A 20,929-nucleotide genomic window follows, 5' to 3' on the forward strand; every position below is an offset into this window, starting at 1 on the left:
CGCAAAGCATGTGGGGGCCTGAAATGTCACTTCACGCAACAGACCCGCTTCACTGGATTCCGCGTCACTGGACTGGTTCAGCATGTTGTCGATATGTGGCAGTGACCCGCCGGCTTTGGCTTGGGTGACGACCCTTTGACAAGGCTTTTCGGCACTCACATGCTGAACAGAACCGGCAAACCGCATTTGCGCGCGCGGCCCGTGTTGGCGTGCCGGCATCGGACCAGCCATGCGCAAAGCGGCCATCCAGAACGGACTTCCGGAGGAGACGATGCCCCGATGTTCAGCTGCAAGGGGCACCGTCTCCTCAGGCCACGGTCTAGAGCTTCGCGTATCGGGCATGGCACAAGTCGCTTTCATCGTGATTTGATGGTGCTCTAACCAGGAGCAGCAAGCGGCGTGCCATTTGGAATAGAGGTGCCGTTGGACCGCCCCTCCTTCTCGGAGGCCGTGTCTTGGAAGATCGGGCGCGCGCTTTAACCGCCTCGTCACACAGGCAACAACGATGCTGTGTGGTGCGGATATTCGGCGCTTCGGCCCCGGCTGGGCAAAGAAGACCGGAAGCCGAGCCGATGCACTACCTGAGGCTGGCGGGCACTCCAGTCATTGCGTAGCGTGTGCCGCTAGCATTCATGGGTGCGCAGGCACCGCGAACACGCGCCTGTCGCGGCAACACGAGCGCGCGCTCTTGGGCAAGCGCCTTGGCCCCGTGAGGATCGAATTCCCCAATCGTGTCTGTTTGCCGCCCTCTTATGTTCGAAACTGGACCAGAATGTCGCAAGCCCGACCTAAAGGTCGCCGAGGCGTTCTGTCCGACACTGTTCGGTCGCCTTTGTTGGCCCGCGACACCGGCCTATTTCGCCTAGCTCTTCTCTGGCCTCAGGCTAAGCCCCTAAAAGCATCACAGATTTTTTTCTTCGGTCGGCCAAATTGGCACGAGTTTTGAAGCCTCTTCGTTGCGGGCCGGGAGCCGCCGACCGACTTTCATTTCGTGGATGGCACGAATGGAACGAAGAAAGAAAAGCAAAATGTCAAATCCGCGTCGGATAGCGTCTATGGGCATGGTGTGCTCGGCGAAACCGCCCTTACCCAACTGCTCGCCGCCCTTGTCGACCCTTGCGCAGGAAAGCTTGGCCGGCGGCGGCTCAAATGCCCACCGCGCCGACTTTGTCCTGACCTAGAAGGTGCAAGATAACGTTCCGCATCTCGCCGCGCGATGTGCCTAGACAGTTACGCGTTAGCCGTTCTTGATAATCGGTCTGCCTTCGGAGGACGTCATCTATATGCCGTCTTAGGTCTTCGCTGCCGCAGCGCCCGCCGGTCACCTTCCGCCCTCGCTATTGAGTGAAGTGCCACCATGTCCGAACAACCCTTGCCGACGCTGCCGATGTGGCGCCTCGATCACATTGAGCCATCGCCCGAGATGTTGGCGCTACGCACCAATGGTCCGATCCACCACGTGCGCTTCCCGTCCGGGCACGAAGGCTGGTGGGTCACAGGCTATGACGAGGCCAAGGCGGTGTTGACCGACGCGGCGTTCCGGCCCGCGGGAATGCCGCCGGCGGCATTCACCCCGGATTCGGTGATTCTCGGTTCGCCAGGATGGCTGGTCTCGCACGAGGGGGGCGAGCATACGCGGCTACGCACGATCGTGGCGCCGGCCTTCAGCAACGGCAGGGTGAAGCAGCTCGCGCAGCAGGTGGAGGCGATCGCCGCGCAGTTGTTCGAGACGCTGGCGGCCCAGCCCCAGCCCGCCGATCTGCGGCGCCACCTCTCCTTTCCGCTTCCTGCGATGGTAATTGGCGCGCTGATGGGCGTGCTCTACGAGGATCACGCTTTCTTTGCAGGGCTGTCCGACGAGGTGATGACGCACCAGCATGAAAGCGGCCCGCGAAGCGCGTCGCGCTTGGCCTGGGAAGAACTCCGCGCCTACATTCGCGGCAAGATGCGGGACAAGCGCCAGGATCCGGGCGACAACGTGCTGACGGATCTGCTCGCGGCGGTCGACCAGGGCAAGGCGACCGAGGAAGAGGCGATCGGCCTGGCGGCAGGCATGCTGGTGGCGGGGCACGAGAGCACCGTGGCACAGATCGAATTTGGCCTGCTGGCCATGTTCCGCCATCCGCAACAGCGCGAACGCCTGGTGGGCGATCCATCCCTGGTGGACAAGGCCGTGGAGGAAATCCTGCGCATGTACCCGCCGGGCGCCGGCTGGGACGGCATCATGCGCTATCCGAGGACCGACGTGACCATCGCGGGCGTGCATGTTCCCGCAGAGAGCAAGGTGCTGGTCGGCCTGCCGGCGACGTCGTTCGATCCGCGCCATTTCGACGACCCGGAAATCTTCGACATCGGACGTGACGAAAACCCGCACCTGGCGTTCTCCTACGGGCCGCACAGCTGCATCGGCTTGGCGCTGGCCAGGCTGGAACTAAAAGCGGTGTTCGGTTCGATCTTCCAGTGCTTTCCCGCGCTGCGCCTGGCGGTGGCGCCCGAAGAACTGGAGTTGCGCAAGGAGATCATCACTGGCGGGTTCGTGGAGTTCCCGGTGCTCTGGTGATGCGCGGACGCCACGAGGAATCGCGATGTCCTCGAATTGCCGGCGCCCCTGCCGCGCGCCGATCAGATCAGCCAACCAACAGGTGACCAAGATGGACGTGCAAGAAACCACGGCAGCATGCCGGGACGCCTTCGCCGAACTCGCGTCGCCAGCGTGCATTCAGGACCCGTACCCATTCATGCGGTGGTTGCGCGAGCACGATCCGGTACATCGCGCGGCGTCGGGCCTCTTTCTGTTGAGCCGCCACGCCGACATCTACTGGGCGCTTAAAGCCACTGGCGATGCTTTTCGGGGGCCGGCACCAGGCGAACTGGCGCGCTATTTCCCGCGTGCGGCGACCAGCCTGTCGCTAAGTCTGCTGGCGTCCACTTTGGCGATGAAGGAACCTCCAACGCATACGCGTCTGCGCCGGCTGATCTCGCGCGATTTCACCATCGGCCAGATCGACAAGCTGAGGCCGGCCATCGCTCGCATTGTCGCAGCGCGCCTGGACGGCATGGCGCCCGCACTGGAGCGCGGGGAGGCAGTGGACCTGCATCAGGAATTCGCGCTGGCCTTGCCCATGCTGGTTTTCGGCGAACTGTTCGGCATGCCCCCGGACGACATTCTCGGGCTCGTCACCGGCATCAGCGCCATTCTGGAAGGCCTGAGCCCGCACGCCAGCGATCCCCAGCTCGCCGCGGCGGACTCGGCCAGCGCCAGGGTTCAGGCCTACTTCGGCGACCTCATACAGCGCAAGCGCTCCGATTCCAGCCACGACATCGTGTCAATGCTGGTCGGCGCACACGACGGCGATGCCGAGATGCTGTCGGATACGGAATTGATCAGCATGCTCTGGGGCATGTTGCTGGGCGGCTTCGCCACCACTGCCGCGGCCATCGGCCATGCTGTCCTGGCGATGCTGGCGTATCCCGAACAGCGGCACTGGCTGAAAGGAGATGCCATGGGGGTAAAGGCATTCGTCGAAGAAGCCCTGCGCTACGACGCGCCCGCCATGTTCAGCTCCATTCCGCGTATCGCCCAGCGCGACATCGAACTGGGCGGCGTGGTGATCCCGAAGAACGCGGACGTGCGCGTTCTGATCGCGGCCGGCAATCGTGACCCGGACGCCTTCGCCGATCCGGACCGCTTCGATCCCGTGCGGTTCTACGGCACCAGTCCTGGCATATCGATCGACGGGAAGATCATGCTGGCCTTCGGCCACGGCATCCACTTCTGCCTTGGTGCGCAACTGGCCCGGGTGCAGTTGGCCGAGAGCCTGCCGCGGATCCAGGCGCGCTTCCCCACGCTGGCATTGGCCGAGCAGCCGACCCGGGAGCCTTCCGCGTTCCTTAGGACGTTCCGCGCGCTGCCGGTGCGGCTGCATCGGCAGGAGGGCTGAGATGCGCGTCGTGGTCGATCAGGATCTGTGCGGAACTACCGGGCAGTGCGTGCTGACGCTGCCGGGCGCCTTTCGCCGGCGCGAACCGGACGGGGTGGCCGAAGTGTGCGTGGCGACGGTCCCGCAGGCGCTGCACGCCGCCGTGCGGCTTGCGGCCAACCAGTGCCCGGTCGCCGCCATTCGGGTCATCGAAAGCGATGCTGGCCATGACGAGCGCGCCAGCGCGGACCCTGCGCCTTCTCCGGCGCAGGCCGAGCGGCATGCTGCGAAAGACCAATGCAATTCAGGAGACACGATGGCAAGGTTTGAAGGCAAGGTGGCCGTGGTGACCGGCGCCGGCGCCGGCATCGGCAAGGCATGCGCTCTCGCCATCGCGCGCGGGGGCGGCAGAGTGGTGGTGGCCGACATTGATGGCTCGGCGGCCATCGCCTGCACCGCGCAGATCGCGGCCGAAGCAGGCCACGCGCTGCCCATAGCCATGGATATCGCCGATGAGCAGGCGGTGGCAGCGCTGTTCGAGACGGCGGAGCGGCACTTCGGGGGGGTCGACCTGCTGGTGAACAATGCGAGCGCCATGCATCTGACCCCGCGCGACTGCGCGATCCTCGACCTGGACCTGGCAGTCTGGGACCAGACCATGGCGACCAATCTGCGCGGCACGCTGCTCTGCTGCCGGCAGGCCATCCCACGGATGATCGACCGCGGCGGTGGCGCGATCGTCAACATGTCGTCGTGCCAAGGGCTCAGCGGTGACACGGCGCAGACGTCCTACGGCGCCTCGAAGGCGGCGATGAACATGCTCTCGGCTTCGCTCGCCACCCAGTACGGTCATGCGCAGATTCGCTGCAACGCGGTTGCGCCGGGTCTTATCATGACCGAGCGTCTCCTCGCCAAGCTGGACGAGTGCATGCAACGGCATCTGCGCCGGCACCAGCTCCTGCAGCGCGTCGGCCGCCCCGAGGACGTGGCCGCGCTCGTGGCGTTCCTGCTCTCCGCCGATGCTGCGTTCATCACCGGCCAGGTCGTGTGCATCGATGGCGGCATGCTGGCGCATGTGCCGACATACGCCGACGGTGGCAACAGCTGCGCCGCGCGCCCTGCCGGCGACACCGAATCGGCGACGGCGGCGCGCTGCTGATGGACATACTGCTCAACCCACTCAACCGTCGGCACCGGCTGCGATCCGACATCCCGGTCATGCCCGGCGCTTTCCCCTTGGTCGGGCATCTTCCCGCCATTGTTTGCGACCTGCCGCGCCTGCTGCAACGCGCAGAACGGACGCTGGGCAGCCACTTCTGGCTGGATTTCGGCCCTGCCGGACATCTGATGACCTGTGTGGATCCGGACGCATTCTCTCTGCTCAAGCACAAGGACGTGTCCTCGGCGCTGATCGAAGAGATCGCGCCCGAATTGCTTGGCGGAACGTTGGTTGCCCTGGACGGCGGCGCGCACCGGCAGGCGCGCGATGCCATCAAGGCAGCGTTCTTGCCCAAGGGGCTGACCCAGGCCGGGATCGGCGACCTGTTCGCGCCGGTCATCCAGGCGCGGGTGCAGGCGTGGCGCGCCCGCGGCGAGGTACCTATCCTGCGCGAGACCGGCAACCTGATGCTGAAGCTCATCTTCAGCCTCATGGGAATCCCCGCGCAGGACCTGCCGGGATGGCATCGCAAGTACCGGCAATTGCTGCAGTTGATCATCGCGCCACCGGTCGACCTGCCCGGATTGCCTTTGCGGCGCGGCCGCTCCGCCCGCGACTGGATCGACGCGCAGTTGCGCCGGTTCGTCCGCGATGCGCGCGCGCATGCCGCGCGCACCGGGTTCATCAACGACATGGTGAGCGCTTTTGACAGCAGCGACGGTCCGCTCTCCGATGACGTCCTGGTCGCGAACATTCGCTTGCTGCTGCTTGCCGGTCACGACACCACTGCCTCGACGATGGCCTGGATCGTGATCGAGCTGGCGAGGCAGCCTGTGCTGTGGGACGCCCTGGTCGAGGAGGCGCAACGCGTGGGCGCGGTGCCGACCCGGCACGCGGACCTGGCGCAGTGTCCGGTCGCCGAGGCCCTGTTCCGCGAGACACTGCGCCTGCATCCGGCGACCACGCTCCTGCCGCGTCGCGCGCTGCAGGAATTGCAACTCGGCCAACGGCGTATTCCCGCGGGCACCCACCTATGCATCCCGCTGCTGCATTTCTCGACCTCGGCGCTGCTGCACGAGGCGCCTGATCAGTTCCGCCTGGCGCGGTGGCTGCTACGCACAGAACCGGTCCGGCCCGTGGACATGCTGCAGTTCGGTACCGGCCCACACGTCTGCATCGGCTACCACCTGGTATGGCTGGAAATGGTGCAGTTCTGCATCGCCTTGGCGCTGATCATGCACAAGGCCGGGGTGCGGCCGCAGTTGCTGAGCGACGTCGAAAAAGGCCGGCGCTATTACCCGACCGCACATCCGTCCATGGCAATCCGCATAGGCTTCTCATGAGCTGCCTTCGCACGCCCTGTGTGGCAAGGCAGCGGCGCCGGCGGGGCGCGGCATTGCTGCACTCAGCGCACGCACTCGTGTGACGACTTGCGCTCGCCGTGGCCGTCTCAGCTACAAGGACATGAACAACATGCAAACCGGTTCCACAATACACGATGACCGAACTGGCGTTTCCGCATTCGGCGGGTTGGGCGCGCAGGCGCGTGGCGCATCCGGCGGGCTGCTCCCGGAGATCTGGATGCAGGACGGCGCAAAGCGGGTCGAACAGGCGCTGGCGCGTCTGCTCTGCGCCGAAGACGACGGTAAGACAGAGCTGATGGCAGCCATGCGCTACGCCACCTTGCATGGCGGGAAGCGCACCAGAGCCTTGCTCTGTCTGGCTGCCGGCGCACTGGCGGGCACGCCGGCGCACATGCTCGACGACGTCGGCGCCGCCATCGAGATGATGCACGCCTGTACCCTGGTCCACGACGACCTGCCCGCGATGGACGACGACGTGCTTCGCCGCGGCCTTCCGACCGTGCACGTAAAGTTCGGCGAAGCCACTGCGATCCTGGTCGGCGATGCGCTGCAGGCCCACGCCTTCCTGACCCTGGCGAGCCTGGATGCGCCGGGCGACAATCGTATAGCGCTCGTGCGCGAACTGGCGCATGCGGTGTCCGCCGAGGGTGCCGCAGGCGGGCAGGCCATGGATCTGTCGCTGGTCGGAAAGCACGCCGGGCTGGACAGGGTCCTGGGGATGCACCGGATGAAAACCGGAGCGCTAGTGCGCGCGTCGGTTCGCATGGGCGCGCTATACTCCATCGCGGAGGATGCCGCGCACGCTGCACTGTACTGTGCGCTCGATCGCTACACTGCCTGTTATGGCCTGGCGTTGCAGGTGGCCGACGACATTCTCGACGCGACGGCGGATACCGCGACTCTTGGCAAGACCCCCGGCAAGGACGCGGCCGCGCAGAAGCCGACCTGCGCGTCGATCATGGGGCTGCAGGCAGCGCGCCAGTTCGCGCTGTACTTGTTGCACGAGGCCGGGGAGGCCATCGCCCCTCTGGGGCCGCGTGCGGAAGGGTTGGCGCAGATGCTGCAGCGGGCCAACGTCTATCTGTCCGCGCCATACGCATGAGCGCGCCCATCCGTAAGGACTCGCCCCTGTCCTGGTGCGATCGGCCGGCGGGCGCTGCATGCTGCACTGTGTCCGTGTCGGCGGCGACGTGCGCGGCGTCTGCCCGTTTCTGTTCTCGTTGGCCCTCTGCAGAAGGAACATCCCCCGTGAACGCGCTGTCCGAACAGATCCTTTCCGAATTGCGCCACCTGCTGAGCGAGATGAGCGACGGCGGCAGCGTCGGTCCGTCCGTATACGACACGGCGCGAGCTCTGCAGTTCGACGGCAAAGTCACCGGTCGGCACGAGGCATACGCGTGGCTCATCGCGCAGCAACAGGCCGATGGCGGATGGGGAGGTGCGGACTTCCCGCTGTTTCGCCATGCGCCCACCTGGGCGGCGCTGCTGGCATTGCAGCGTGCCGATCCTCTTCCCGGCGCCGCCGACGCAGTCCAGGCTGCAATCCGGTTCCTCGAGCGCCAGCCCGATCCCTACGCGCATTCGGTGCCGGAAGACGCGCCCATCGGCGCGGAGCTGATCCTGCCGCAGTTGTGCAACGAGGCCGCATCGTTGCTGGGCGGCTTGGCGTTTCCGCGCCACCCGGCGCTGTTGCCGTTGCGGCAAGCACGCCTGGTCAAGCTGGGGGATGTGGCGACGTTGCCGAGCGGCCATCCGTTGCTGCACTCCTGGGAAGCCTGGGGGACGTCGCCGGCCACCGCATGCCCGGACGACGACGGCAGCATCGGCATCAGTCCAGCGGCCACCGCCGCGTGGCGTGCCCACGCCGTGACGCAGGGGAACACGCAGCAGGTCGGGCGCGCCGACGGGTATCTGCAGGCGGCATCGCGGGCGACGCGCAGCGGCATCGAAGGTGTCGTTCCCAACGTCTGGCCGATCAATGTCTTCGAGCCATGCTGGTCGCTGTACACCTTGCATCTGGCCGGTCTGTTCGCGCATCCCGCTTTCGCCGAGGCGGTGCAAGTGATCATCGCCCAGCTCGACGCCCGCCTCGGAGCGCGCGGTCTGGGCCCGGCCTTGCACTTCGCGGCCGATGCGGACGACACCGCCGTTGCGTTGTGCGTCCTTCGCCTTGCAGGCCGCGACCCGGCGGCCGACGCGTTGCGCCATTTCGAAACCGGCGAGCTGTTCGTCACCTTCCCCGGCGAGCGCAATGCCTCGGTGTCGACCAACATCCATGCCCTGCATGCGTTGCGAATGTTGGGAAAACCCGCCGCCGGCACCAGCGCCTACGTCGAGGCCAATCGCAACCCGCACGGTCTATGGGACAACGAAAAATGGCACGTCTCGTGGCTGTATCCCACCGCGCATGCGGTCGCTGCGCTGTCGCAAGGCAAGCCGCAGTGGCGCGACGAGCGCGCGCTGGCAGCGCTGCTGCAGACGCAGCGCGACGACGGCGGCTGGGGCGCCGGTCGCACGTCTACATTCGAGGAAACCGCCTATGCGCTGTTCGCGTTGCACGTGATAGACGGGACCGAAGAGCCGGCAGGGCGACGGCGCATCGCGCAGGCGGTGGCGCGCGCGCTGAAGTGGATGCTCGCCCGCCACGCAGCCCATGCATTGCCCCAGACGCCGCTGTGGATCGGAAAGGAACTGTATTGCCCCACCCGGGTGGTGCGCGTGGCCGAACTAGCCGGGTTGTGGCTGGCGCTTCGTTGGGGGCGGCGCGTCTCGGCCGAGGGAGCAGGAGCCGGGCCATGATCCCGACCGATCGCGCGCTGCAGCAGGTGCTGGAGTGGGGACGTTCCCTGACCGGGTTCGCCGACGAGCATGCCGTGGAAGCAGTCCGGGGCGGCCAGTACATCCTGCAGCGCATCCAGCCGAGCCTGCGCGACACCAGCGCCCGCACCGGCCGCGATCCGCTGGACGAGACGCTGATCGTGGCGTTCTATCGCGAACTGGCGCTGCTGTTCTGGCTGGACGATTGCAACGACCTTGACCTGATCGCGCCGGAGCAGCTCGCCGCGGTGGAGCAGGCGCTGGGGCAGGGCGTGCCGTGCGCGCTCCCCGGATTCGATGGCTGTGCCGTGCTGCGCGCTTCGCTCGCCGCGCTCGCCTACGATCGTCGCGACTATGCCCAGCTTCTCGAGGATACCCGGTGCTACTGCGCGGCGCTGCGTGCCGGACACGCGCAGGCGGCAGGGGCAGAGCGCTGGTCCTACGCCGAGTACTTGCAGAACGGCGTGGAATCGATCGCCTACACGAACGTGTTCTGTTGCCTGTCGTTGCTGTGGGGGCTGGACATGGCGACCTTGCGCGCGCATCCGGCGTTTCGCCAGGTCCTGCGGCTCATCTCCGCGATAGGGCGCTTGCAGAACGATCTGCATGGACGCGAAAAGGATAGATCGGCCGGCGAGGCCGACAACGCGGCGATCCTGCTCCTGCAGCGCTATCCGGCCATGCCTGTGGTGGAGTTCCTCAAGGACGAGTTGGCCGGCCACACACGCATGCTGCACCGGGTGATGGCGGAAGAACGTTTTCCCGCGCCGTGGGGACCGTTGATCGACGCCATGGCGGCAGTCCGCGCGCAGTACTACGAGACCTCGACCAGCCGCTACCGCAGCGACGCTGCAGGCGGAGGTCAGCGTGCGCCGGCCTGAACTCGGGGGAAACGGCGGCGTGCGCGCGCTGCCGTCGGTCCGGCCCGACGCAACGCCGTCGCTCGATGCGGCGGAAGGAGCGAGCATCTGCGACACCAACCTGAGCCGGCGCAAGGACGACCACCTGGACATCGTGCTGGATCGGCGAACGGCACGGGCCAAGGCCGCTGGCTGGGAGTACATTCGTTTCGAACACTGCGCATTGCCCGAGTTGGACCTGACGCAGATCGACCTCAGCGCCTCGCTGCTGGGCAAGACCATGCGTGCGCCTCTGCTGATCAGCTCCATGACCGGCGGCATGCCACGCGCCGAGGCCATTAACCGCCATCTGAGCGAGGCAGCGCAAGCCTTGGGGATCGCCATGTGCGTCGGTTCGCAGCGCGTGAGCCTGCAATCCCGCAACTCCCAGGGGCTGACGCGCGCGCTGCGCCGCCTGGCCCCAGACGTTCCCTTGCTGGCCAATATCGGCGCCGCGCAACTGCGCGAGGCCGACGGCCTGGACCTCGCGCGCCGGGCGGTGGATGCACTGGAGGCCGATGGACTCATCGTCCATCTCAATCCGCTGCAGGAAGCGGTACAGCCGGAAGGCGACCGCGACTGGCGCGGCGTCCTGGCGCAGATCGCTCGCGCCGCGCGCAGCGTGGGCGTGCCGATTGTGGCCAAGGAAGTCGGATCGGGCCTGTCCGCCTCGGTGGCCCGTGCGCTCGTCGAGGCGGGCGTGGCGGTGATCGATGTCGCCGGCGCCGGCGGCACCAGTTGGGCCGCGGTTGAGGGCGAGCGCGCCCCCGATGCCGCCGACCGCGCAGTGGCAATGGCATTCGCGGATTGGGGGATTGCGACCCCGGCCAGCGTGCAGGCGGTCCGTCGGGCGCTGCCAGCGGTGAAGCTGATCGCGTCGGGCGGGATCAGCGACGGCGTCGACGTGGCCAAGGCTATCCGCCTGGGCGCGGACATCGCCGGGCAGGCAGCCGGCGTGCTGCGCGCGGCTACGCAATCCACCGAGGCGGTTGTCGCGCATTTCGAGATCGTCATTCGCCAGTTGGCCGTCGCCTGCTTCTGCACCGGCTCGGCTGATCTGGCGGCGTTGCGTCAGGCGCGCTTGTTGCCCTTGGCTCATCTGCCCGCCGGTTGATGCCGGCGTCGCCCGCACGTCGCGGCGGGCGCCTAGTCTTATCTGGGTCGGAAAGTCTCGGAAGCGGGGGGATTCGCGCTAGTCGCGGATTGTTATGGTGCTGCTGCGTGATCAGGGAAGCGCCCCGCCATGCCCGACTGGCCAGCCGAGAGTGAAGCCGCATTTCGGCGCCTATGTCGATGCTTTGATCGGGGTGATCGGTCACGCCGACCGAGCTGTGCCCCTGAAGGGGTCGAACAAGGTGCGCCGGGAGGCCGGCAAGGAGTAGATGGTAATCCATTGCAATGAAGGAGTAGCGATCCACATTGACCCCGAGTCATGCGCGGTCGGTCGTGAGGAGACCGGTAACTTCTCTGGGGTCAAACACGGGTTGTTAGGCTCGAGCAGTTCATCAGCATCGTTTTGAGACAAAGCGATGGCGGTGGAATGGACGGTTACGATCGAGGGCCGGAACGAATTCGCGACACATGCCGGAAGGAGGTCCGCATAGACAAGACATGGGAGAGCCTGTTGCACGGCGATATCGGCCTGTCGATCGGCGATAGCAAGAAGAACATGGCAGCACTGCAGAACGCGGTCGTGAATCATGAGGCGGCTTAGGGGCACCAAATCGGACCGCCGACAAAGTCCCATTTACCGCTTTGATTGCCGTGACTTAGGCTGGTGCCTCGCAGAGACCAAATTCCGATGTTGTGGACCTCGTGCGATCCCAATGTGGACCGCGCGTCACGCCTCAGGCAATCGATATTGCCGCCCACGGGCAGCGGATCATTTCTGGTTGATGAACCGCAAGGCACCAGTCAAAACTCTTGCCCCCGCCGGTTGCACTGGTCATAACTTCGCTCGCGGAGCGATAGGGGGAAGTCATGGAAAAAATCCAGGTAAACGTCAGCCAACTTCTGTTGGACCTTGAAAATCCCCGAATTGTGAGTGCCGACACGCAACCTGATGCATTGCGCTCCATGATCGAGTTCGATCCGCGCCACTTCAAAACCATGATGGAGAGTATCAAGCACCACGGCCTTGATCCGGGAGATGCGTTCTACGTTATCGCAAGTGAGATCGATCCGGACGAATTTATTGTCGTGGACGGAAACCGGAGGCTCGCGGCCCTTATGGCGCTACGCCAGCCGTCCCTATTACAGGGTATCCCGATTTCTGCAAACTTGCGGCAGAAGTTGGCAGCGGTATCGAACGGGTATGACCCGGCGTCGAATGAGGAAGTGGATGCCGTTTTGTTCGAGGAGCGGGCGGCCGCCGACGAATGGATACTACGGCGGCATGGTCGCGGAATGGAAGGTGAGGCCCGCATATACTGGGGGCCGCTTGAGATACAGCGCTTTCAGAGAGACCGCAGCGTCTTAGATGTCATCGAATTTGTCAAAAAGAACTCGACCTTTGGTGATGATGAATGGGCGCGGATCGAGGAGAAGCTGACGGATAAGGCCAGCGTCCTCCGGCGGTTTCTGGAGGCGAAGCCCATTCGTGAATTGCTCGGCTTAACGGTCAGCAAATCTGGCGATGAGACCATACCCGAGTTCTCCGCCAAGCCGGTGACAGCCATTGAAGTCCTGAGTGCAATTGTGTCTGACGTGGCTGACGGCACTGTGACTACCCGAACGCACAATAGGAAGGAGAACTTTGAAGAGTATGTCGCCGACCTTCCCGACGGCCTGAAGAATAGCAAACCGGGAAGCAAAAAGGTTCGGTTCAGGGATGCAACCGTTTCCGGCGGGGGAACTCGGCCACGACAAAAGGCGAAACCAACCGCAACCCCGCAGCCGGTAAAGCGGTCCAAGGCAAAACCGCCTCGCATCACCCTTGCACCTCGCAGCCATCGTTTTGCGGTGCCCCCATCCGAGAAGGCGGAACGCCTTCTTTTTGAAGCGTCAAAGATCAATTTGAAGCTCACGCCGCTGGCGTGTGCTTATGTACTCCGAGCCTTTATCGAAAATACGATAGACGGCTACATCGCAGACAAGAGGCTTTCCGACTGGAACTCGGCCAAGAACCAGCGCTACGACCTGAAACAGCGATCACAAATCGTGATGGATGATTTGGTGGCGAAGAGGGCTGCGAAAAAGGACGATCTTCGGAGCATTACACGAATTCTAACCAATTCAACCGATCCTGCGTCAATCCAGGCCCTTAACGACTACGTACATGGGAAATATCACGTGCCTTCTGTCGACACGCTGCGAAACGTGTGGGACGTTGCCGAACCCCTTTTCATAGCGGTCTACGGGCCTGCAAAATGAGGGACGGCGGCTCATTGGTCCCGACCGGCCGGTTTTCACCGCTGCGTTATCCAGGAGGCAAAGGAAAACTAGCCTCGTTTGTCGCGGCGATTGTCAGGGACAACGGATTAGTGGACGGCCGCTACGTCGAACCGTATGCCGGAGGCGCTTCCGTCGCGTGGGAGTTGCTTCTGACCGGGCTCGTCCGGCGAGTTGAGATAAACGACATCAGCAGGCCGATTTTTGCCTTCTGGTCCTGCGTCGTCAATGAGACGGAGCACCTTTGCCGGCTGATCCGTGATTGCACCATCGACATTGACACGTGGGATCGGTGCAAATCAGCGTTTCATCGGGCAAATCTGGACGAACTTATTGAACTTGGATTTGCAACTTTCTTTCTCAATCGTACTAACCGATCCGGCATTCTTAATGGCGGCATCATCGGCGGCAGAGACCAGACCGGCCCTTGGAAGATCGATGCGCGGTTCAATAAGGCCGAGCTGATAGAGCGTATCCAGCGGATAGCCCTCCTGCGGTCCCGCATACGGTTGACCAACTTGGATGCCGTGGAATTTTTGCGCACTCGCGCCGAGAGCTGGAATGACAAGACGCTGGTCTATCTCGACCCGCCATATTTCCTCAAAGGAGGCCAGCTCTATTTCAACTCCTACGGGCCGGGAGACCACGATGACGTGTCGAAGTCGGTACGTTCATTGCTGCACGGCATTCACTGGGTTGTGTCCTATGACGATGTGGAGCCGATCCGGGGCCTTTACCGCCACGAGAGGGCGCTTTTTTACTCAATCGGCTACAGCGCGAGAAACAGAGGGCAGGGGAACGAGGCAATGTTCTTTAGCCCTGACTTGACTGTCCCTCCCGTCGCGGGCTCGATGGTCGAACTATCCCGCCGGGACGCATTGCCCGACAATGAAGATGCGACCGCCTCAATTGGGCGGCAAAATCCGAGCGGCCTAACTCGATAATTGTGGCCGCGCGATCCCCATCACCCGCCTCGCCCATTCTCAACAACAAGCGCGGCGGCATCGGTCCCCTGCTTGAAGTCTCCGGCTACACGGACAAGGGCCTCGGCCTCATATCCCGTGCCGAGACGGAGCAGCAGCAGGCCGCGAACGCCAAGAGCTTTACCGCCCGAACTAAGCTCGATGAGGACGCAATGTACGTCGTCTTGCCGAGGAACAGGTCAAGGCGATCCAGAGGGCCAAGGGCAACGAGTGGCTTGCCGATTGCAAGGCGGCCGAGTACCTCGAAAGCTCCAAACGCAGCAAGGCCCAGCTCCTTACGGGGCAAGCCAAGGAGGAGGAGAAGCGCCGCACGGTCTACCGGACAGCGCACCCAAGCCTATGCGAACGCCTATGCCGAGTTGGAGACCCTTGGGGGTGCCCGCCAACTCTTGCGCCGGTCGCTCTGCCATCCGGTGGACTTCCAACGGGGTTGCGGCAGACAGGCCAGAGGCGTGTCGGCGGCGGGCTTCGATCACCAGCCGCTCAAATTCAGAGTGGACCTTCGGGTAGTTTCGTAACGCCTTCCGCTCCGTGGAGCCGAGAAGACGCTTGAACTCTCCCTTCCGAACGAACGTTGCAACCTCTCTAGGAAGTCTTCGCCGGTAATGCCAAGTGCCGGCCTTAGTCTGGACAACGTGCTTCAAAACAAGTCCCAATGTGGACCTCCAGTGTACAGGAATGTGGATCGGAGGGAAAGGTTAAGGCTTGAAATCCTTGAGAAATGGGGACTTCCGGGGAAGGGATGGTGCCCAGAGGCGGAGACGTATGCCCTTCTTCGCTGGGTTTGCCCGGATTGCCATACGTTCCGACCGGTGGGACTATACGACACGCCGGATCCGAACCGTCTTCGGCACCGTTGAGGTTCATCCCGATGGATGCTGTGCCCGGAATGCCATCCAGGGATGGTCGGTGCCTTCGCGCCGCTGAAGGAAATTTGTCCCGATCGAGCGACACCGGAGCTAATGGAACTGACCGCGCGACTAGGAAGCATGCTGCCCTACCGGCAGGCGGAGAAGGTGCTGGCCGATTTCCTGCCCACTGAACCGACTGAGACGCATGCGACCGTGCGGAAGCGTACCATCAGGATCGGCGAGCGGCTCGACGACCAGGTCATGCAACTTGGCGCGCGAGGTCCCAAACGGATGACCGATGCCAGCTTGAGATGCAGCTTCCCGGAGATCGTCGCAAAGAGTTCGTCATCAGCATTGATACGGTGCACGTTCGAAGCGCTGATCAACATTCGGCGCGAAATTTCGAGCTCGTCGTGGCCAGATGCGGCCCCGGGGAAGGGGCGAAAGGGGCGGTCGCTATTTCGTTACCGGCAGCACCGACCAGCAGGCAATCCGCGATCATGCTCTTCACTCTCTCCAGGAAGGATATAGCGGCTTTGGGGATGTGACGGTGATCTCGGACGGCGCCAAATCCTAAAGCGGCTGCCCGCGCCGTGCCCAAACCGACGACCACATCATCCACTGGTTTCATATTGCCATGAAGATCCAGCCCATGCAGCAGATCGCCGATCACATCGTGCGATCCCGATCCGGCCCCTTTTAAGCGCTTCCAACCGTCGACAGGACATCAGAGCCGTGAAGTGGCGTCTGCTGTCCATAGCAGCTGTTCTCGGAGGAACGCCGTTCGTCGCGGCGCTAAAGGCGGGGAGATCATAGAATGAAGGATTGATCTCTTTGCATATCATTTTCTTCATATATGATACGCGAACAGATCATAAAAGTTTTGACTCGCTCGCTGGATGAGATACGTTTGCGTATCATCGCGCATTGGAATAGATCGTATAGGTATCATGATGGACTCTGAATCGGAGATTCTGCGCGAAATCGGTGGGCTTTTCAGGCAGGCGAGGCTGGCCGCTGCGATGACGCAGGAGCAGGTCGCTGATTTGGCGGGTATATCCCGTCCCCGATATCGCGACATCGAAAAGGGAGCCGCAGCAGCGCGTGCAACGACTCTCATGAATATCGCTCGCGCGCTCGGCTTGGAAATGATGCTGGTTCCGCAAGTCATGGTGCCGGCTGTTCAGGCTCTGTTGCGTCCGCATGATGATGACGATCGACCCGCCTTTGTTTCTCAACCTGACGATGACGATCATGCGTCCAGTCTTTCGCGCACCTAAGACGATCCCGTCGCTGGACGTGCTCTTGAACGCAGTGAAGATCGGCACAATCGTCAGGACGCCGGGCGATTTCAATGCATTCAACTTCGATGAGGCCTACCGCGCGACGGGCGGCCTTCCGGTTCTCAGCCTGTCGTTCCGGGCAGCGACGGGAGGATTGCGGAAAGATCCGAAGCCTCTGGCAAGCGCCTTGCCCGCTTTCTTCGCGAACCTCCTGCCGGAGGAGAAATTGCGCGAGGCGATGGAAAGGCACCACGAAGGCAATGTGCGGCCAGGCAATGATTTCGACCTTTTAGCGGCACTGGGCGCCGATCTGCCGGGAGCCGTACGGGCGTTGCCCAGTGACGGTGCGATAGCGGTTTCGCAGGACGCTTCAAAGGATCAGCCCAAGGCACGGTTCTCGCTTGCCGGCGTGCAGATGAAGCTGTCGGTCATGAAGAACATTGGAAAAGGCGGCGGCCTTACCTTGCCGATGGACGACGAGCAGGGCCGGTACATTGCCAAGTTCCCTTCGACGGCCTTTCCGGGCGTTTCCGAGAACGAATTCGCCAACCTGGCGCTGGCAGCAGCAATCGGCATGGACGTTCCTGAATGCGAACTGGTCGAGAAGTCCGATTTTGAGGGCGTTCCCGAAGAATTCAATACGCTGTCGGAGGGCAAGGTCCTTCTCGTCAAACGCTTCGATCGCGGCGCCGGTGGCGAGAGGATACACATCGAGGATTTCGCTCAGGTCTTCGGTGTCTACCCCTCGCGCAAATATGAGGGGGCCGCTTATCACGACATAGCCTTGGCTCTTGGCGTGGCCGTCTCGCCTACGGCGGCTCTCGATTTCGTCCGCCGCCTGGCACTGAGCGTCATCACCGGCAATGGCGACATGCACCTGAAGAACTGGTCTTTGATGTATCCCGGAAACGGCGACAAGCCGGCGCTTGCACCAATCTACGACGTCCTATCCACTGTGCCATATATTCCCGCCGACGCCATGGCGCTGTCGCTTGGAGGAGAGCGCTCGTTCAAGGCGCTAGCAGCACCGCGATGGAAAGCATTTGCGAACCGCGCAAGGCTTCCGGAGCCGGCAGTCCTAAAGGCAGTGGTCGAGACGGTCAAACTCGTCAACGAACACTGGTGGCATCTGCCTGAGCGTGATGTCGTCGCAGCGAAAGTGCTCGAGCGGATCGACGAACATGTGGAGGCGATGACGCCGATACTGAACTCCTGCGCCGAGAAGTAAACCGAGTCCCTCGGGTTGATATAGCGGAACTATTCGCCCGTGCCCCGGATGAGTGGCCGTGGATCGGTGGCATGCTAGGATCGCGCGCAAAGTCGGCGGAGTGTCCACTTGGACACGCGTTGAGCAAGCACGTCAGCTCGCGGGCACAGAAGAGTTCGCAGCATCCCGCAGAGGGTCGAGATGCTGTTCGTCCACCTCAATACAACGATGCGGTTCAACCGAATGCGGTGACTGAGGATCACGATCCGACGCTTTGTGTCGCCAATGTCGCGTCCGCTACACGGGCTGTTCCGACGATCCTTTCTTGGAACTCAAGCTAAACCCCTGAAAAGCAACCGCGAAATTATTCTTCGGTTGGATCAGCCAAATTGGCACGAGTCTTGAGATCCTTAGGTGCGAGGCGGCTACAGCTGCCCGACCGGCATTCAAGTCGCGGCAGCCGCGATGAATGGGAACGAAGGAAGGAAAGCTACATGTCAGGTTTGCGTCAGATCGCCTTTTACGGCAAGGGCGGCATCGGCAAGTCCACCACCTCCCAAAATACGCTCGCCGCCCTGGTCGACCTCGGGCAGAGAATCCTCATCGTCGGCTGCGACCCCAAAGCCGACTCCACCCGCCTGATCCTGAACGCGAAGGCGCAGGATACGGTCCTGCATCTCGCGGCAGAGGAAGGTTCGGTGGAAGACCTGGAACTCGCGGACGTGCTCAAGGTCGGGTACAAAGGCATCAAATGCGTGGAGTCGGGCGGGCCCGAGCCGGGTGTCGGCTGCGCCGGCCGCGGCGTGATCACCTCAATCAACTTCCTCGAGGAGAACGGCGCCTACGACGACGTCGACTATGTCTCCTACGACGTGCTCGGGGATGTGGTGTGTGGCGGTTTCGCGATGCCGATCCGCGAGAACAAGGCCCAGGAAATCTATATCGTCATGTCCGGCGAGATGATGGCGCTCTATGCCGCCAACAACATCGCCAAGGGTATCCTGAAATACGCCCATTCGGGCGGCGTGCGGCTCGGCGGCCTGATCTGCAACGAGCGCCAAACCGACCGCGAACTCGACCTCGCCGAGGCGCTTGCTTCCAGGCTCAATTCCAAACTTATCCACTTCGTGCCGCGCGACAACATCGTCCAGCACGCCGAGCTCAGGAAGATGTCTGTGATCCAGTATGCGCCGGACTCCAAGCAGGCCGGGGAATACAGGGCGCTGGCCGAGAAGATCCATGGGAATTCGGGCCAGGGCACCATCCCGACCCCGATCACCATGGAGGAGCTCGAGGACATGCTGCTCGACTTCGGCATCATGAAGACCGACGAGCAGATGCTTGCCGAGCTTCAGGTCAAGGAAGCGGCTAAGGCGGCCGCACAGTAGCGACCGCTGCGACATAAGGCGCCGCCTGACCTGGTGCGCCTTTCAAAGAACGGCGCCTCGTCGGTGAGGCGTCCCTGAACCTTGAAAGGGGTCCCATGAGCCTGGAATACGAGAATGACGGTGCCCTCCATGCGAAGCTTATCGAGGAAGTGCTGTCGCAATATCCTGACAAGTCGGCGAAGCGCCGCAAAAAGCACCTCAGCGTCGCAAAAAGCGGCGACGAGGCTGGCGAGGAAAGCGAGGTCCTTTCTGAATGCGATGTCAAATCGAACATCAAGTCCATCCCCGGCGTGATGACAATTCGCGGCTGCGCCTATGCCGGCTCGAAAGGCGTGGTGTGGGGTCCAGTCAAGGATATGGTCCATATCTCGCACGGCCCGGTAGGCTGCGGGCAATATTCCTGGTCTCAGCGCCGCAACTACTACATCGGCACGACCGGCATTGACACGTTCGTCACCATGCAGTTCACCTCCGATTTCCAGGAGAAGGACATTGTTTTCGGCGGCGACAAGAAGCTCGAACGGATCATCGACGAGATCGAGGAACTGTTTCCGCTGAACAAGGGCATGACTGTGCAATCCGAATGCCCGATTGGCCTGATTGGCGACGACACCGAAGCTGTGTCCCGCAACAAGGCCAAGGAGCACGAAAAGACAATCGTGCCGGTGCGCTGCGAGGGCTTCCGCGGCGTCTCGCAATCCCTCGGCCACCACATCGCCAACGACGCGATCCGCGACTGGGTGTTCGAGAAGAAGGACCTCGAGTTCGAGGCCGGCCCGTACGATGTCAATGTGGTCGGCGACTACAATATCGGCGGCGACGCCTGGGCTTCGCGCATCCTGCTCGAAGAGATGGGTCTGCGCGTGGTCGGCAACTGGTCGGGCGACGCTACGCTGGCCGAAATAGAGCGGGCGCCAAAGGCGAAACTCAATCTCATCCATTGCTACAGGTCGATGAACTACATCTGCCGGCACATGGAGGAAAAGTATGGCATCGCCTGGATGGAGTACAATTTCTTCGGCCCCTCCCAGACTGAAGCCTCTCTGCGCAAGATAGCCAAGCACTTCGGGCCGGAAATCGAGGCCAAGGCCGAGGTGGTCATCGCCAAATACCGGCCGTTGGTCGATGCCGTAATCGCCAAGTACCGGCCGCGCCTCGAAGGCAGGACGGTGATGCTCTATGTCGGCGGGCTGCGCCCCCGTCACGTCGTCACGGCATATGAGGACCTGGGCATGGTGATCGTCGGCACTGGGTACGAATTTGGCCATAACGACGACTATCAGCGCACCGGCCACTACGTGAAAAAGGGCACGCTGATCTATGACGACGTGACTGGTTACGAGCTGGAGAAGTTCATCGAGGGGATCCGTCCTGATCTCGTGGGCTCCGGCATCAAAGAAAAGTACCCGGTCCAGAAGATGGGCATACCGTTCCGTCAAATGCATTCCTGGGATTATTCCGGCCCGTATCATGGCTACGACGGGTTCGCCATCTTCGCGCGCGATATGGACCTGGCCATCAACAACCCGGTCTGGAACCTCTACGACGCCCCCTGGAAGAAAAAAGCCGAGCCGTCGGCGGCGATCGCAGCCGAATGAAACCCTGGCCTCCCGGAAGCCGGGAGGCCGCGAACGCCTGTGGCCGCTTGTCCGCGGGAGACCTGAAAAC

16 protein-coding genes and 1 pseudogene are annotated in these 20,929 nt (G+C 62.9%); 15 read left to right on the top strand and 2 right to left on the bottom strand.

Annotated features, from left to right (window positions below):
- The first annotated feature begins 1,357 nt into the window (after positions 1–1,357).
- From NLY37_RS27725 to NLY37_RS27770, 11 genes and pseudogenes are all read left to right on the top strand, one after another.
- The gene (locus NLY37_RS27725; RefSeq protein ID WP_023687324.1) at positions 1,358–2,560 is read left to right on the top strand and encodes a cytochrome P450; all 1,203 of its coding nucleotides are present in this window, start codon (positions 1,358–1,360) and stop codon (positions 2,558–2,560) included.
- 91 nt (positions 2,561–2,651) lie between these two features.
- On the top strand, positions 2,652–3,941 hold the full coding sequence (locus tag NLY37_RS27730; RefSeq protein WP_023829755.1) for a cytochrome P450: 1,290 nt from the start codon (positions 2,652–2,654) through the stop codon (positions 3,939–3,941).
- A 1-nt stretch (position 3,942) separates the two neighbouring features.
- Positions 3,943–4,068, top strand: a pseudogene (locus NLY37_RS30835) (ferredoxin); the annotation flags it as partial.
- Positions 4,069–4,236: 168 nt separating this feature from the next.
- A complete protein-coding gene (locus NLY37_RS27735; RefSeq protein WP_031246208.1) occupies positions 4,237–5,079 on the top strand; it encodes a glucose 1-dehydrogenase in 843 nt (280 codons plus the stop codon).
- Entirely contained in the window at positions 5,079–6,422 is a 1,344-nt protein-coding gene (locus NLY37_RS27740) for a cytochrome P450 (RefSeq protein ID WP_023741924.1), read from the top strand. Before NLY37_RS27735 ends, NLY37_RS27740 begins: the two co-directional genes overlap by 1 nt.
- 130 nt (positions 6,423–6,552) lie before the next feature.
- Positions 6,553–7,545 carry a polyprenyl synthetase family protein gene (locus NLY37_RS27745; protein ID WP_031246209.1) on the top strand — a complete coding sequence of 331 codons (993 nt, stop codon included), beginning with the start codon at positions 6,553–6,555 and terminating at the stop codon, positions 7,543–7,545.
- A 146-nt stretch (positions 7,546–7,691) separates the two neighbouring features.
- Positions 7,692–9,242 (top strand): hypothetical protein, encoded by a 1,551-nt coding sequence (locus NLY37_RS27750; protein WP_023741926.1) that lies wholly within the window; start codon positions 7,692–7,694, stop codon positions 9,240–9,242.
- The gene (locus NLY37_RS27755; RefSeq protein WP_023741927.1) at positions 9,239–10,141 is read left to right on the top strand and encodes a terpene synthase family protein; all 903 of its coding nucleotides are present in this window, start codon (positions 9,239–9,241) and stop codon (positions 10,139–10,141) included. Before NLY37_RS27750 ends, NLY37_RS27755 begins: the two co-directional genes overlap by 4 nt.
- A gap of 85 nt (positions 10,142–10,226) precedes the next feature.
- On the top strand, positions 10,227–11,273 hold the full coding sequence (fni, locus tag NLY37_RS27760; RefSeq protein WP_031246211.1) for a type 2 isopentenyl-diphosphate Delta-isomerase: 1,047 nt from the start codon (positions 10,227–10,229) through the stop codon (positions 11,271–11,273).
- 866 nt (positions 11,274–12,139) lie between these two features.
- The gene (locus NLY37_RS27765; RefSeq protein WP_023741931.1) at positions 12,140–13,531 is read left to right on the top strand and encodes a ParB/RepB/Spo0J family partition protein; all 1,392 of its coding nucleotides are present in this window, start codon (positions 12,140–12,142) and stop codon (positions 13,529–13,531) included.
- Entirely contained in the window at positions 13,528–14,493 is a 966-nt protein-coding gene (locus NLY37_RS27770) for a DNA adenine methylase (protein WP_023741932.1), read from the top strand. Before NLY37_RS27765 ends, NLY37_RS27770 begins: the two co-directional genes overlap by 4 nt.
- Before the next feature lie 314 nt (positions 14,494–14,807).
- Here the strand turns inward: NLY37_RS27770 and NLY37_RS30965 are convergent, their stop codons facing one another.
- Positions 14,808–15,188 (bottom strand): DUF6538 domain-containing protein, encoded by a 381-nt coding sequence (locus NLY37_RS30965; RefSeq protein ID WP_502882087.1) that lies wholly within the window; start codon positions 15,186–15,188, stop codon positions 14,808–14,810.
- 577 nt (positions 15,189–15,765) lie between these two features.
- The gene (locus tag NLY37_RS27780) at positions 15,766–16,056 is read right to left on the bottom strand and encodes a hypothetical protein (protein WP_156933936.1); all 291 of its coding nucleotides are present in this window, start codon (positions 16,054–16,056) and stop codon (positions 15,766–15,768) included.
- A 280-nt stretch (positions 16,057–16,336) separates the two neighbouring features.
- Here NLY37_RS27780 and NLY37_RS27785 point away from each other — a divergent pair, with 280 nt between their 5' ends.
- The 4 genes from NLY37_RS27785 (at position 16,337) to nifD (ending at position 20,859) form a co-directional block, all read left to right on the top strand.
- The gene (locus tag NLY37_RS27785) at positions 16,337–16,663 is read left to right on the top strand and encodes a helix-turn-helix domain-containing protein (protein WP_084558967.1); all 327 of its coding nucleotides are present in this window, start codon (positions 16,337–16,339) and stop codon (positions 16,661–16,663) included.
- Positions 16,638–17,894 (top strand): type II toxin-antitoxin system HipA family toxin, encoded by a 1,257-nt coding sequence (locus NLY37_RS27790; RefSeq protein ID WP_031246217.1) that lies wholly within the window; start codon positions 16,638–16,640, stop codon positions 17,892–17,894. Before NLY37_RS27785 ends, NLY37_RS27790 begins: the two co-directional genes overlap by 26 nt.
- A gap of 473 nt (positions 17,895–18,367) precedes the next feature.
- Entirely contained in the window at positions 18,368–19,261 is an 894-nt protein-coding gene (gene nifH / locus NLY37_RS27795; RefSeq protein WP_023706403.1) for a nitrogenase iron protein, read from the top strand.
- Between the two features lie 95 nt (positions 19,262–19,356).
- Entirely contained in the window at positions 19,357–20,859 is a 1,503-nt protein-coding gene (gene nifD / locus NLY37_RS27800; RefSeq protein WP_023741939.1) for a nitrogenase molybdenum-iron protein alpha chain, read from the top strand.
- The last annotated feature ends 70 nt before the right edge of the window (positions 20,860–20,929 follow it).

This window comes from Mesorhizobium sp. C395A, assembly GCF_030323205.1.
In the GTDB taxonomy this organism is placed as follows: Bacteria; Pseudomonadota; Alphaproteobacteria; order Rhizobiales; family Rhizobiaceae; genus Mesorhizobium.